General features: G+C 66.6%; 12 protein-coding genes. 4 read left to right on the top strand and 8 right to left on the bottom strand.

Annotated elements, in window-relative coordinates:
- Positions 1 to 108: 108 nt before the first annotated feature.
- Positions 109 to 750: a formylglycine-generating enzyme family protein gene (locus O2L01_RS15200; protein WP_270122810.1), complete on the bottom strand. Its 642-nt coding sequence runs from the start codon at positions 748 to 750 to the stop codon at positions 109 to 111.
- 139 nt (positions 751 to 889) lie between these two features.
- On the opposite strand from O2L01_RS15200, the gene O2L01_RS15205 reads away from it, so the two are divergent.
- The gene (locus tag O2L01_RS15205; protein WP_270122811.1) at positions 890 to 1237 is read left to right on the top strand and encodes a DoxX family protein; all 348 of its coding nucleotides are present in this window, start codon (positions 890 to 892) and stop codon (positions 1235 to 1237) included.
- A 51-nt stretch (positions 1238 to 1288) separates the two neighbouring features.
- On the opposite strand, the gene O2L01_RS15210 is transcribed toward O2L01_RS15205, so the two are convergent.
- The 3 genes from O2L01_RS15210 to O2L01_RS15220 form a co-directional block, all read right to left on the bottom strand.
- Positions 1289 to 1759 carry a carboxymuconolactone decarboxylase family protein gene (locus O2L01_RS15210; RefSeq protein WP_270122812.1) on the bottom strand — a complete coding sequence of 157 codons (471 nt, stop codon included), beginning with the start codon at positions 1757 to 1759 and terminating at the stop codon, positions 1289 to 1291.
- Positions 1760 to 1929: 170 nt separating this feature from the next.
- Positions 1930 to 2412, bottom strand: a complete 483-nt coding sequence (locus tag O2L01_RS15215; protein WP_270122813.1) for a carboxymuconolactone decarboxylase family protein — start codon at positions 2410 to 2412, stop codon at positions 1930 to 1932.
- A 115-nt stretch (positions 2413 to 2527) separates the two neighbouring features.
- Positions 2528 to 3403 (bottom strand): LysR family transcriptional regulator, encoded by an 876-nt coding sequence (locus O2L01_RS15220; protein ID WP_270122814.1) that lies wholly within the window; start codon positions 3401 to 3403, stop codon positions 2528 to 2530.
- A 105-nt stretch (positions 3404 to 3508) separates the two neighbouring features.
- Between O2L01_RS15220 and O2L01_RS15225 the strand changes: the two genes are divergently transcribed.
- Positions 3509 to 4366: an oxidoreductase gene (locus tag O2L01_RS15225; protein WP_270122815.1), complete on the top strand. Its 858-nt coding sequence runs from the start codon at positions 3509 to 3511 to the stop codon at positions 4364 to 4366.
- A 22-nt stretch (positions 4367 to 4388) separates the two neighbouring features.
- Here O2L01_RS15225 and O2L01_RS15230 read toward each other — a convergent pair whose 3' ends face one another.
- Together O2L01_RS15230 and dnaE are read right to left on the bottom strand one after the other, a co-directional pair.
- Entirely contained in the window at positions 4389 to 4775 is a 387-nt protein-coding gene (locus tag O2L01_RS15230; RefSeq protein ID WP_270122816.1) for a hypothetical protein, read from the bottom strand.
- Between the two features lie 99 nt (positions 4776 to 4874).
- Entirely contained in the window at positions 4875 to 8417 is a 3543-nt protein-coding gene (dnaE, locus tag O2L01_RS15235; protein ID WP_270122817.1) for a DNA polymerase III subunit alpha, read from the bottom strand.
- A 312-nt stretch (positions 8418 to 8729) separates the two neighbouring features.
- On the opposite strand from dnaE, the gene O2L01_RS15240 reads away from it, so the two are divergent.
- Together O2L01_RS15240 and O2L01_RS15245 are read left to right on the top strand one after the other, a co-directional pair.
- On the top strand, positions 8730 to 9509 hold the full coding sequence (locus tag O2L01_RS15240; protein WP_270122818.1) for a DUF4192 domain-containing protein: 780 nt from the start codon (positions 8730 to 8732) through the stop codon (positions 9507 to 9509).
- A complete protein-coding gene (locus tag O2L01_RS15245; protein WP_270122819.1) occupies positions 9506 to 10996 on the top strand; it encodes a recombinase family protein in 1491 nt (496 codons plus the stop codon). Before O2L01_RS15240 ends, O2L01_RS15245 begins: the two co-directional genes overlap by 4 nt.
- Positions 10997 to 11616: 620 nt before the next feature.
- Here O2L01_RS15245 and O2L01_RS15250 read toward each other — a convergent pair.
- Positions 11617 to 12348: a hypothetical protein gene (locus O2L01_RS15250; RefSeq protein WP_270122820.1), complete on the bottom strand. Its 732-nt coding sequence runs from the start codon at positions 12346 to 12348 to the stop codon at positions 11617 to 11619.
- Between the two features lie 217 nt (positions 12349 to 12565).
- Positions 12566 to 12748, bottom strand: a complete 183-nt coding sequence (locus tag O2L01_RS15255; RefSeq protein WP_270122821.1) for a hypothetical protein — start codon at positions 12746 to 12748, stop codon at positions 12566 to 12568.
- Between the last annotated feature and the right edge of the window lie 4 nt (positions 12749 to 12752).

Consider the following 12752-nt stretch of genomic DNA (forward strand, 5'->3'; position numbering starts at 1 on the left):
GCCCCGGGGGCCCCCGCCGGGTTGTGGGGGCGGCCCCCCCCCCCCCCCCGCCCCCGCGGGGGGGGGGCCCCCCCCCCCCCCCCCGCTTCCACGTGCCCGCGGTCGTACTCAAGAGGCGTTGCGCGCCAGGCGGAAGCCGAGGTCGTCGATGCGGAGCGTCGGCATGGTCCGGCGGCGCACGCCCGCCCGGCAGGACCAGTGCTCGTCGAACCAGCCGCCGCCCTTGATGACGCGGTAGTCCTTGTAGACCTCGGCGTCGTAGACGTCCCAGCACCATTCCCAGGCGTTGCCGATCATGTCGTGCAGGCCCCACGCGTTCGGCGCCTTCTCGCCGCCGCGGTGCAGGCGCTCGCCGGAGTTGTCCCGGTACCAGGCGATCTCGTCGAGCTCGCCGTAACGGGGGCCGGTCGTGCCGGCCCGGCAGGCGTGCTCCCATTCGGCCTCGGTCGGCAGCCGGTACCCGTCGGCGGCGCGGTCCCACACCACGGCTCCGCCCTCGCCCGCCGCGCCGGTGACCGTGTAGGCGGGTCGCAGGCCCGCCCGCTCGGAAGCGCGGTTGCAGTAGTCGACGGCCTCGAACCAGGACGTGTTCACCGCGGGCAGCAGATCGTCGGCACTCCCGCGCGCCTCGCCGATCTCGCACTGCGCGACCTGCAACGGCGACAACAGGAACGGTGCGACCTCGACCGTCCAGCTCCGCTCGGTGCGCCGGTCGGTGATCGTCACGGCCCCGGCTTCGATCCTCTGCATCGCCGAATCCTAGGCCTCCGGCCGGCCACGACCGGACGCTCGTGATCCACGACACCTTTCAGGCGTCGCTGTCACGTTCGCGGCGCGCGGCGGTTCAACCGGATGTAAGCGTCCCCGCGAATCGAACCGGAGCATTCCCATGGCCATCGCCCACGTCATCGTCACCATCGCCGCCGCGCTCTGGGTCGGATTCTCGGCCTACTCGCTGCTCACCAAGGCGGCCTTCGTCATCGAGCCTTTGCAGCACTACGGGGTGCCGCAGTCGTGGTGGGCCCCGCTCGGCCTGCTCAAGGCCGCCGGGGCGGTGGGCCTGCTCGTCGGCCTGGTGATCCCGTGGATCGGGGTCGCCGCGGCCGTCGGCGTCATCCTCTACTTCAGCGGCGCGGTCGTCACCGTGCTGCGGGCCCGCTCATACGCGACGGTGGCGTACCCGGTCCTGTACCTGGTCCCGACCGCCGCCGCACTCGTCCTCGGCGTCCTCGCCTGAGCCCGCGCACAGGACAGGGCCCGCGCCGCGCGCGGGCCCTGAACGGTGTTCCTACTTCTGCCACTGCTCGGCGAAGGAGACGCCGACCTTCGGGCTGCCGATGAGGGCCAGCGGGATGAAGTACCCGATCTGGCCGAGGACCCCCGTGAGTACCACGAGCTCCTTGTCGCTGAAGTGCTTCGCGGCCTCGTCGAACAGCTCGTCGCTGACGCGCTCGCCGGTCGGGTTCGGCGTGTGCACGGCCTCGGTGAGCGCGAGGGCGGCCCGCTCGGCTTCGGTGAAGTACGGCGAGGTGCGCCAGGTGGCGACGGCGCCGAGCCGCTCGGGGGTGTCCTCGGCTTCGCCGAGCTGGCGGGCCGTGAAGTAGGAGCTGCCGACCAGCTGGCCGACGCGCAGGCCCACCAGGGTGACCAGCTCCTTGGGAAGCACGCCCTCCTCGTTCACGCGGTTGACGGCCGCGGCGATCTCGCCGACGACGGGAAGGTGCTGGGCGGGGTTCTCGATGCGAGGTGAAGTGCTCATGACGGTGTTCCTTTCTCGTCTTTCCGGTACACCGCCATGACGGATGCCGCCGCGCCGATGTGACCGCCCGAGCCGATCCTCCGTCCGTGATGCCGGTCACTTCCGATGAGTTCGGCAGGGCGGCAACGAAAAAGGGCCCGCGCCGAGCGCGGGCCCTCGCCGTCGTGCCTTCACTGCCTCCACTGCTTGGACGGGGAGGTGCCGGGGATCGGCTGGCCGATGACCGCCAGCGGGACGAAGAACCCGATCTGGCCGATCACGGTCGCGAGCGTCACGAGCCCCTCCTCGTCGTAGTGCTTCGCGGCCTCGGCGTACACCTCGTCGGTGACGCGCTGCCCGGTGGGGCTCTCGGTGAAGACCGCTTCGGCGAGGGCGAGCGCGGCCCGCTCGGCGTCGTCGAAGACCGCGGCGTCCTTCCAGTCGGCGACGGCGCCGATCCGCTCCTCGGTCTCGCCGATGCCGCGGAGGATGTTGACCTGCAGGGTCGTGAGGTACTCGCTCTGGAAGATCTGACCGATGCGGAGCTGCACCAGGGAGATGGTGGCGCGCGGGATCGAGCCGTTGCCGGTGGCCTGGTAGAGGACCTTGGTGGCGTCGTTGACGGCGGGGACGAGGGAGCCGGGGTTCGGGAAGCGGGGCGTGGTGGCGCTCATGGCTGTCTGCCTTCTTTCTCGTTGTGCTCTATGCCCTTATGACGGATGGCGGGCGGCGGATGTGACCGGATCGGACCGGTGTTCTTTCACCGCATCGCCGCTCCGGCTCACGGCCTCACCGCTCGGCGAGTTCGCGGACGACCTCGACGAAGCCGCGCACGAGCGGCGAATCGTCGAATCCGCGCCAGGCCAGGGCCACCCGCAGCGGCTCGGCGTCCGTGAGCGGCACCCAGACCAGGTCCGGCCGGGCGTAGTACGCGGCCATGCTCTGCGGCGCGAAGCAGATCGCGGCGCCCTCGGCGACCTGCTCCAGCATCTCCTCGACGTTGTCGTTCTGCGGTCCCCACAACGGCTCCGAGCCGTCCGGCCTCGGATTGACGGCCCACCAGTCGACCCAGTCGCGCGGCGCCTTGTCCGTCCACATGAGGGGTTCGCTGTTCGTCTCGACCACGCTCACGCCCTCGCGCGACGCCAGCCGGTGCCCGACAGGGAGGCCTACCACGCGCGGCTCGGAGTGGACGACCACGCTGCGGCAGCGGGTGAGATCTGCAGGGAGCCAGACGAAAGCGACGTCCACTTGGCCCTCGCGCAGCGCCGGTCCCTCACCGCCCCAGTCGAACCGCCGGGGCACCACCCGCACGTCCGGGTGCCGCCGGGCGAACTCGGCGCGGGCCCGCGTGGTCAACTCGCCCGCGCCGCTCGCCTCGAAACCGACCCGCAGGACCTGGCCGAGACGGTGCCGGTCGGCAACGGCCGCAACCCGTTCCGCGGCGGCGACCGCTTCGGCCGCTGCGGCCAGGACCTCCCGGCCCGCCTCGGTCGGCACGACCCCGGACGGGTTGCGGTCGAAGACCCGCAGCCCGATCTCGGCCTCGAACCGCTTGAGCGCGTATGAAAGCGCGGGCTGGCTGACGTACAGCGCGTTCGCCGCCCGCCCGAGGTTCCCATGCTCGGCTATCACCGTCACATACCGCAGTTGCCGCAACTCCACGCAGCGATCATAAACGCCGTTTATGACATCTTCCGAAATCGGTATTGGACGCTCCCCATCCCCCAGGGGGATAAAGGAACCGCACACAGCACTGGAAGGAACCCCATGAGCGACAACCCCACCCGCGCCGCCGAAGGCCGCGTCTGGCTCATCACCGGCGCCTCCTCCGGCTTCGGCCGCGCGCTCGCCGAGGCCGCGCTCGCCAAGGGCGACACCGTGATCGCGACGGCCCGCAAGCCCGAGACCCTCGACGACCTGGCCGCCGCCCACCCCGGCCGGGCGATCCCGGTGGCGCTCGACGTCACCGACCCGGCCCGGATCAAGGCGGTCGTGGCCGAGGCCGTGCTCTGGTACGGCCGCATCGACGTCCTGGTCAACAACGCCGGACGCGGGCACATCGGCGCGGTCGAGGAGACCACGGACGCCGAGCTCCGCGCCCTCATGGACCTGCACTTCTTCGGTCCCGCCGACCTCGTGCGGGCCGTCCTCCCGCACATGCGCGCCCAGGGGAGCGGCGCGATCGTGCAGTTCAGCAGCATGGGCGGGCGCATGTCGTTCCCCGGCGTGGGCGCCTACTCCGCCACGAAGTACGCGCTCGAGGGGCTCAGCGACGCGCTCGTGGCCGAGGTCGCGCCGCACGGGATCGACGTGCTCGTGGTCGAGCCGGGCGCGTTCCGGACCGGCCTGACCAGCGGCTCGCAGACGACCTCGGCGCCGCTCGACGCCTACGAGGAGACCGTGGGGCCCTTCAGGACTGCGTTCCCCGACTCGAACGGCAAGGAGCCGGGCGACCCGGCGAAGGCGGCCGCCGCGGTCCTCGAAGCCCTTGCGGCCGAGCAGGTCCCGCTGCGCCTCGTGCTGGGAAACGACGCGGCGGACGCGATCGGCGGCGCGCTCAAGTCCCAGGTCGAAGAGCTCGCCGCGTGGGAGCACGTCTCGCGCGGGACCGACTTCGACGCTTGACGCTCAGGGCCCGTCGGCGACTTCACTGACGGGCCTTCGCGGTCAGCAGCCAGCGCCACCGCGGCAGTTCCGCGATGAGGCTCGCGATCGTCAAGGCGCTCAGAGCGGCCGCGGCCCACCAGGGCCAGGCGATCCAGGCGGCGACGACGCCGCCGGCCATGGTCGCGGCGAGGATCACGATGGTCACCCAGCCGGGGACGGGGACGTGGGCCTGCGGTTTGTCGCCGGGCGTGGCGTAGACGGTGGGGAGTGCGATCGCGGCGAGGACCACGGCGATGGCGAGGGGCAGCGAGATCTGGGCGAAGGCCGTGCCGATGGCGCCCCAGGCGCCGAGCTCGGTGGCGAAGCGCAGGAGGGAGGCTTTCCGCCGGGTCGGCGAGGCTGCACCCAGTTCGTGAACGGGAGTCATGTCGTCATCCTTGCGCAGTGCGCGGTGGACGGCGGGACCGGTAGCCGGAATGCGAAGGGCCCGGCCGCGTTGCAGCGGCCGGGCCCTTTTTCCATGCTTCTAGCCGACGAGGGCGCCGACGCCGAGGATCGCCTTGAGGTCGGCCGAGAGTTCGACCGAGGGCCGCACGCGCCACTGGTCGCCGAGGGCGAGCAGGGTGGTCTTGGGTCCGTTGGCGAGCTGGACTCGGACCTGGGCTTCGCCGCGGTGGGTCTTGAACGTGTCGGAGAGCTTCTCGATGAGGTCCTGGTTCACCGCGGCCGCCCTGAGCGCCAACGTGATCGGCGCCGAGTTCGCTTCGGGGCCGGTCGAGGTGTCGAGGACGGCGAGGTCCTGGGCGATGAGCTGCGCGGTGCCGTCGCGGCGGTCGAGCTTGCCCTTGACGCAGCACACGAGGTCGTCCGCGAGCGAGTCGGAGACGAGCTCGTACGTGTTGGGGAAGAACCGGACCTCGATCGAGCCGGCCAGGTCCTCCAGGGTCGCGGAGGCCCACAGCTTGCCCTGCTTGGTGACGCGCTTGGCAACGTTCTGGAGGATGCCGGCGACGCGCACGTTCGCACCGTCGGCGATCTCCTCGCCGTGGAGCGCGGCGATGGGGCGGTCGGCGTTGGAGGAGAGCAGCCGCTCGAAGCCGTTGAGCGGGTGGTCGGAGACGTAGAGGCCGAGCATTTCGCGTTCGAAGGCGAGCTTGTCGCGGCGGTCCCATTCGTCGTCGGCGATGGTGAGGTCGACGCCGAGGGTCTCGGTGGTGTCCTCCATCATGCCGCCGAACAGGTCGAACTGACCGCGGGCCTCCTCCTTCTTGATGGAGACCATGGCGTCGATCGCCTTCTCGTGCACTTCGGCGAGGCCGCGGCGGGCGTGCCCGAGGGAGTCGAACGCGCCGGCCTTGATCAGCGATTCGACGGTGCGCTTGTTGCAGACCGGGGCGGGGACCTTCTGGAGGAAGTCCTTGAAGTCGGCGTAGGCGCCCTTCTCCTCGCGGGCCTCGATGATGCCGGCGACGACGTTCGCGCCGACGTTGCGGACCGCGCCCATGCCGTAGCGGATGTCCTTGCCGACCGGGTGGAACATGTGGCGCGACTCGTTGACGTCCGGGGGCATGACGGTGATGCCCATGCGGCGGCATTCGGAGAGGTAGATCGCGGCCTTGTCCTTGGAGTCGCCCACGGAGGTGAGCAGCGCGGACATGTACTCGGCGGGGTAGTTGGCCTTGAGGTAGGCGGTCCAGTACCCGACGAGGGCGTAGCCGGCGGCGTGCGACTTGTTGAACGCGTAGCCGGCGAAGGGGAGCATGATGTCCCACAGGGTCTTGATCGAGTCCTTGGAGTAGCCGTTGCCGAGCATGCCGGCCTCGTAGTCGGCGTACATCTTCTCCAGGACGTCGATCTTCTTCTTGCCCATGGCCTTGCGGAGCATGTCCGCTTGGCCCATCGTGAAGCCGGCGAGCTTCTGGGCGATGCGCATGATCTGCTCTTGGTAGACGATGAGACCGTACGTCTCGGAGAGGATGTCCTCGAGGGCCTCGCCGAGCTCGGGGTGGAGCGGGACGACCTCTTGGCGCTTGTTCTTGCGGTCGGCGTAGTTGTTGTGCGAGTTCGCGGCCATCGGGCCGGGCCGGTAGAGGGCGTTGACGGCGATGATGTCGTTGAACTCGGTGGGCTGCATGCGCTTCAGGAGTTCGCGCATGGCCGCGCCGTCGAGCTGGAACACGCCGAGGCTGTCGCCGCGGGCGAGCAGTTCGTAGGCCTTCGGGTCGTCCGTGGGGAGCGTGTCGAGGTCGATCTCGACGCCCCGGTTGAGCTTGATCGCCTCGATCGCGTCGCCGATGACGGTGAGGTTGCGCAGGCCCAGGAAGTCCATCTTCAGGAGGCCGATGTCCTCGCAGGACGGGTAGTCCCAGCCGGTGATGATCGAGCCGTCCGGCCTGGCCCACATGGGGATGCAGTCGATCAGGGGCTGCGAGGAGAGGATGACGGCGCAGGCGTGGACGCCGGCGTTGCGGATCAGGCCTTCGAGGCCGAGCGCGGTGTCGAAGATGGTGCGGACTTCGTTGTCGGTCTCGATGAGGGTGCGGACCTCGCCGGCCTCCTTGTACCGCGGGTGGTCGGCGTCGAGGATGCCCGAGAGCGGGATGTCGGTCGCGGCGACGGGCGGCGGGAGGGCCTTGGTGATGCGCTCGGCGATGGAGAAGCCTGGCTGGCCGTGGTGGACGCGGGCGGCGTCCTTGATCGCGGCCTTGGTCTTGATGGTGCCGAAGGTGATGACCTGGGCGACGAACTCCTTGCCGTACTTCTCGGTGGCGTAGGTGATCATCTCGCCGCGGCGGCGGTCGTCGAAGTCGATGTCGATGTCGGGCATCGAGACGCGCTCGGGGTTGAGGAACCGCTCGAAGAGGAGGCCGTGCTCGATCGGGTCGATGTTCGTGATCTTCATGGCGTACGCGACGAGCGAGCCGGCGGCGGAGCCGCGGCCGGGGCCGACGTAGATGCCGATGGAGCGGGCGTGGCTGATGAGGTCGGCGACGACGAGGAAGTAGGAGGGGTAGCCGGCGTTGATGATGACGTTGAGCTCGAGGTCGGCGCGCTCGAGGTAGTCGGCGGGGACCTCTTGGCCGGGGAAGCGGTCCTTGAGGCCGCCGAGGACGAGGTGGCGCAGCCAGGAGCCCTGGTCGTGGCCTTCGGGGACGTCGATGACGGGCATGCGGTCCTGGACGGCGAAGATCTCGTCGTAGGACTCGACCATCTCGGCGACGAGGAGCGTGTTCTGGCACCCCTCCTGCCACAGGTCGTCGGTCTTGATGCCGTACATCTGCTCGGCCGAGCGCAGGAAGTAGCCCTCGCCGTCGAACTTGAACCGCTTCGGGTCGTCCAGGGTGGTGCCCGACTGGACGCACAGCAGGGCCGCGTGCGTGGACTTCTGCTCCTCGGTCACGAAGTGGGAGTCGTTCGTGACCAGCGGCTTGATGTTCATCTTGCGGCCCAGCTCGTACAGCTCGTCCTTGACGCGCACGTCGATCTGGTTGTTGTGGTCCATGATCTCGAGGAAGAAGTTGTCGGCCCCGAAGATGTCCCGGTAGTCGGAGGCGGCTTGGTAGGCCTCCTTGGTCTGGCCGAGGCGGAAGCGGGTCTGCACCTCGCCGGAGGGGCAGCCGGTGGTCGCGACGATGCCCTCGGCGTTCTGGGCGATGAGCTCGCGGTCCATGCGGGGCTTGTAGTAGTAGCCCTCGAAGGAGGCGAGGCTCGACATGCGGAAGAGGTTCCGCAGGCCGGTGGAGCTCTTGGCGACCATCGTCATGTGCGTGTAGGAGCCGCCGCCGGAGAGGTCGTCGCCGCGCTGGGACGGCTCGCCCCAGAACACGGGCTTCTTGTGGAAGCGGTCCTGCGGCGCGATGTAGGCCTCGATGCCGAGGATCGGCTTCACGCCGGTCTTCTTCGCCTGCTGATAGAAGGCGTAGCCGCCGTACATGTTCCCGTGGTCGGTCATCGCGATCGCGGGCTGACCCAGTCGCTCCGCCTCTGCGAACAGGGGTTTGAGTTTCGCAGCCCCGTCGAGCATCGAGTACTCGGTGTGCACGTGCAGGTGGACGTACTGGTTCGACACGCTTCGCTCCCGCTTTGACCTGTGGTTTCGCCCGCTGCGGGCCCCCGCGCGGCGCTCTTGCGGCACGGGCGCGGGCGGCCCGGTTCAGACCTTCCACCCTATCGCCCCGCGCCGGACGGCCGCGCCGACTCCAGGCCCGCGATGCCCTCCCTCTCAGCCCTCCGAGCCGCCCCGGACGGACCCGCGACGCGCCGCTATCACACTCCGCAAACGGGTCCAAACAATCCACAGGGTGAATTCACCCTGTTTTAGTTATCCACAGGTCAAAAAATAATTCTTGCCAGTACTAGGCAGGTCACGGACAGTTGTTATATGCACACGACACAAGCGAGAATCCGACTCAACGGCCCCACTGATCTTCTTACGACCGTTCCGCTCCTCCTGGGTTTCCATCCGGAGCACAGCCTGGTCGTGGTCGGCCTCCTCAAGGGAGAACTCCAGTGCACCTTCCGGGTGGACCTGCCCGGTTCGGCAGACCATCTGGAGCACCTGCCGGACCTCACGGCGCAGTTGAGCCTCAACGAATGCGACGGCTGCGTGGTCATCGTCTACGGCGAGGCCGAACTCGCGGAGGCGGCCGCCCAGCGGGTCTCGACCCGGTACCACGCCGCCGGCATCGCACCACTCGACCTGCTGCGGGTGGCCGAGGGCCGCTGGTTCAGCCTCACCTGTGAGAAGGCCTGCTGCCCGCCCGAAGGCCTGCCGATCCCCGAGACCTCAGCGGCCTCCTGCGAAGTGGCGGTCGCGGGCGGCTACGCGGAGGCGGACCGCAGCGCCATATCGGCCCAACTGGCCCCGGCCCCCGCCGGAAGCCGCGCGGCTGTGGAACGGGCGGTCTTCAGGGCGCTCACAGTCGACGCCGAAATCGACTGGGTCGTGCAGCGCGACGTCGACCTCCGCGCGATCGACCACTGGATGGAGACGAACGCCCTCCCCGGACCCGACGGCATCGCCGCCGTGGGCTTGGCCCTCGGCGACCTGGACATCCGCGACTACGCGCTGCGGCGCATCAACTCGGGCAAGTTCGAAGGCAACCGGGTCGACCTGTGGAGGTGTTCAGATTACCCCCGGCTTGCTAGGCTGTCAACATGAGGGTTTTGATAGTGACGCGGCTGAGTAAAGCCGCAGATGAGAGCACAAGTATCGAGCGTCAGCGCGAGGCTGTGGAGCTATGGGCGAAGCTCCACGGTCACGAAATCATCGGAGAAGCCGTGGACAACGGCGTGTCGGGGGCAACGTCCCCCTTCGACCGCGAGGGCTTCGGCGAGTGGCTGACCGACGCCAAGGCGGCTGAGTTCGACATCGTATGTGCCTGGAAGCTTGATCGCTTCTCGCGCAGCGTCTCTGAGTTCCTGAAGCTTGCCGACTGGATGACTGAGCACGGCAAGCAGATCGCTACCACAGACGGCACGGTCGATACCACAACGCCTCAGGGCAGGTTCTTCACTGTCCTGCTGTCGGCTATGGCGGAGTGGGAACGGGCAATGGTCAGTATGCGTGCAACTAGCTCGCAAGCCAAGCTCAGGAGCCTAGGCCGTGTTCACGGCTCTACCGCCCCGTTCGGCTACAAGACTGTTCGCCGAGATGACGGCGCGTACCTAGAGATTGACCCCGAAACGGCGCAGATCGCGCGGGAGATGGTAAACAAGCGTCTCGCTGGCATGTCGCAACGCCAGCTTGCGAAGTGGCTCAACGAGAAAGGCGTTCCTACCAAGTACGGCAAGCAGTGGCGCCAGACTTCCGTGAGCGCGATCCTCGGTTCATACGCCTTGATCGGGCAGAGGACATCGAAGGGCCGACTCGTGACAGACGAGTCGGGCACACCCATTCAGTTCGGAGAGCCGCTGATCAGTTTCGAGAAGTTCCAGGAGTTGCGAGCGTTCGAAGACGCTCAGGAGGTTCGTAAGGGTCCGCTGACCGGCCCTTCTTACTTGCTCCGAGGGCTCATAACGTGTGCGTCCTGTGGCCTCGTGATGTATCGAAGCGCAAGGGGCAAGGGTCAGCCATATTCCTACGTGTGTAGCTCTGGCGTCCGAATGTTGCCTTGTGAAGCACCACAACGCATTCGGGCCGATGCGGTAGAGCCAATGATTGAAGCCCTGTTCCTAGATGAGATGGGGGAACGACACGTCTTGGAGCCCGTGTTCGTCCCTGGTGAGGATCACAGCAGAGCACTTGAACAAGTGCAAGCCAATATCGATCGCACCCGTGCTGAGGCGGACGCTGGACTCTGGGAAGGCCACTCCGAGGATTACATGAAGCGTCTGACGGCGCTGACGGCCGAACGCACCCGGCTCGAAGCATTGCCGCAGCGTCCCGACAGAATTGAGATGCAGCCGACCGCGCAAACCTATGCAGAGGCTTGGGCGTCAGCCGATGTTGAGGAGCGGCGCAAGCTATTGGCGAATCTAGAGGCTGCAGCCTGGATCTACGGCGATCCCGAGGCGCCGAGTGTTGAGCCGCCTCCTGCAGGCTATGCCGATATGGTCACGCCCTTGACCATCCGGGGTGGCTATAAGTGGTTGCGGGTCAAGTGGAAGCGACCAGAGAACGAAGAGGTTGTGTTACCTTCATCCTGACAACCGTCAGCCTGTCGGATACAGGCGACACAGCCCCTGGCTTCGGCTAGGGGCTTCTCTTTGTCCTCATGACGACTGACTATCCAGAGCAGAGCTGAGGGAAGGCAGACGGAGCCCTAGCCTTAGAGCGTCCGGCGACGCAAAAGGGCTAGGTGAGTGACTATCCGTCGCTGTCGCTTCGGTCAGTTGACATCACACTAGGCAGGCTGGTTAGGGCTCTGCAAGGGCGGCTGTGTGTCAAGCGCTCTGGTCTCCAGGCATCCTGTCCCCCAAAGCGGGGGAAGCGATGGAGTGTCGCCCTGTAGCTGGTTCTCTGCGAACACACGAGGCCGGGCCTTCCTTGGATGCGTCACGGTCACCCGTGACACACAGCCTCGCTGGCGCTTGACGTCCATTACGAGAGAAGCCCCTTTGACGGGCGAAACACGGGCCGTGAACCCGGTCCCCAACTTCTAGGCCGCCTGGGGCTCCAGCGGCGTTCCGGGCGTTTGGTGGTAGCCTGGCACCTGATTCATTTCCTAGACAGCTATGAATCATACGGAACCCCCGGGGCCAAGTGCCCTGGGGGTTCTTCCGTTGTCTACCAGGGAAAACCCGCTCAGATTGATTCTGAGGGCCGTTCAGGGCCGGTCCAAGGGTTGAGTTGGGGTCCCGTCCGCGCTGGATGGAGCTAAATCAGTTCTAGGCGGCGGAAGTTCGTCGTCGTCCCAAGTGTGGTTGAAATCTGAATAACGGGGTGGTTCGTCAGCTCTAAGCGCGTTCGCTTCTTTCGGACTGAGGAAGCGTATTCGATTGCTTCGAACCACTTGACCATTTCCTAGAAAGACTTGGGCTTTTGTACCATCGCGCCCCAACCGGCTATCAATCCACGCACGGAAGCCATACAAAGACTCATCCTCGGCTATCATCTTCTCCCAGCGGAGAATGCTTTTTCCGCCAATACGCCAGCTTTTTGATTCTCCAGCTTCGAGGCGGCATGGAAAATCCGGTCCCTCGAACCTTCGGTACTCACCAAAAGAGATGCTACTGTATCGAATATTTATACGATTCACGGTGACCGGCATTCTTCCAGTACTTACCACCTTTATCACGACCGAAGGCCGTTCGGCGGTGCGCGCTTTCTCCTCATCACCTAGCCGCAGTCGACGCACTATGGAATCTAGTGGCGCGTCCATGCGTTTGCCGTTGTCAGTTTCGAAGTAAGGCCAAGCTTCCACTTCTACGAGGGGGCCGGACTCCTTATGGGATCGAAACTGCAAGCTCAGGGCAGCGAGCGAGCATAGAAGCGCAAGGATGGCGATCAGAAAAGCGGATACGGGGTTGGAAGCGGCGTCGCTGATGTTGCTCCACATGTCGGCATTCTAGGCGCAGAGACGCGAGAACGGAAGCCCCGAAAAGCTGCGGTCAGAATCCCGGACAACAAGTGTCCTGATTAGATTGTACCGTTCGCCCAGCTAGCGAGCTTGTGTCTGAATTTCGCGAACCTTGAAACCTGTAAGATTCGGCAGCCGGTAGCGCCACGGCGCTTGGATCAGGGCGGGGGGAGGGGGACTCCCCCCACCTGCAGAGCTATAAGACAGCCCAGCTAATCGAGACAATCTGGTTCGGGAAGATAACAGCGTGCACCGTAGCCATCTGGACAGTCACAACCTTGCCAAGCGCGAGCGCCGCAAGGATGCTGTCACGTCCCGTCTTGTCGAGAGAGACAACAAGCGTAGTGCCGTCAGCAAGGGTAAAAGTGTGGTCAATCATGATT

Origin of the sequence: Glycomyces lechevalierae (assembly GCF_027622945.1) — a bacterium.
GTDB classification, from domain to species: domain Bacteria; phylum Actinomycetota; class Actinomycetes; order Mycobacteriales; family Micromonosporaceae; genus Glycomyces; species Glycomyces rutgersensis.

What these genes read in the sequence shown, in the direction of transcription:
- O2L01_RS15200 (WP_270122810.1), bottom strand. Translation starts at nt 750, where the DNA reads ATGCAGAGGATCGAAGCCGGGGCCGTGACGATCACCGACCGGCGCACC.
- O2L01_RS15210 (WP_270122812.1), bottom strand. Translation starts at nt 1,759, where the DNA reads ATGAGCACTTCACCTCGCATCGAGAACCCCGCCCAGCACCTTCCCGTC.
- O2L01_RS15245 (WP_270122819.1), top strand. Translation starts at nt 9,506, where the DNA reads ATGAGGGTTTTGATAGTGACGCGGCTGAGTAAAGCCGCAGATGAGAGC.
- O2L01_RS15215 (WP_270122813.1), bottom strand. Translation starts at nt 2,412, where the DNA reads ATGAGCGCCACCACGCCCCGCTTCCCGAACCCCGGCTCCCTCGTCCCC.
- O2L01_RS15230 (WP_270122816.1), bottom strand. Translation starts at nt 4,775, where the DNA reads ATGACTCCCGTTCACGAACTGGGTGCAGCCTCGCCGACCCGGCGGAAA.
- O2L01_RS15240 (WP_270122818.1), top strand. Translation starts at nt 8,730, where the DNA reads ATGCACACGACACAAGCGAGAATCCGACTCAACGGCCCCACTGATCTT.
- O2L01_RS15255 (WP_270122821.1), bottom strand. Translation starts at nt 12,748, where the DNA reads ATGATTGACCACACTTTTACCCTTGCTGACGGCACTACGCTTGTTGTC.
- O2L01_RS15250 (WP_270122820.1), bottom strand. Translation starts at nt 12,348, where the DNA reads ATGTGGAGCAACATCAGCGACGCCGCTTCCAACCCCGTATCCGCTTTT.
- O2L01_RS15225 (WP_270122815.1), top strand. Translation starts at nt 3,509, where the DNA reads ATGAGCGACAACCCCACCCGCGCCGCCGAAGGCCGCGTCTGGCTCATC.
- O2L01_RS15205 (WP_270122811.1), top strand. Translation starts at nt 890, where the DNA reads ATGGCCATCGCCCACGTCATCGTCACCATCGCCGCCGCGCTCTGGGTC.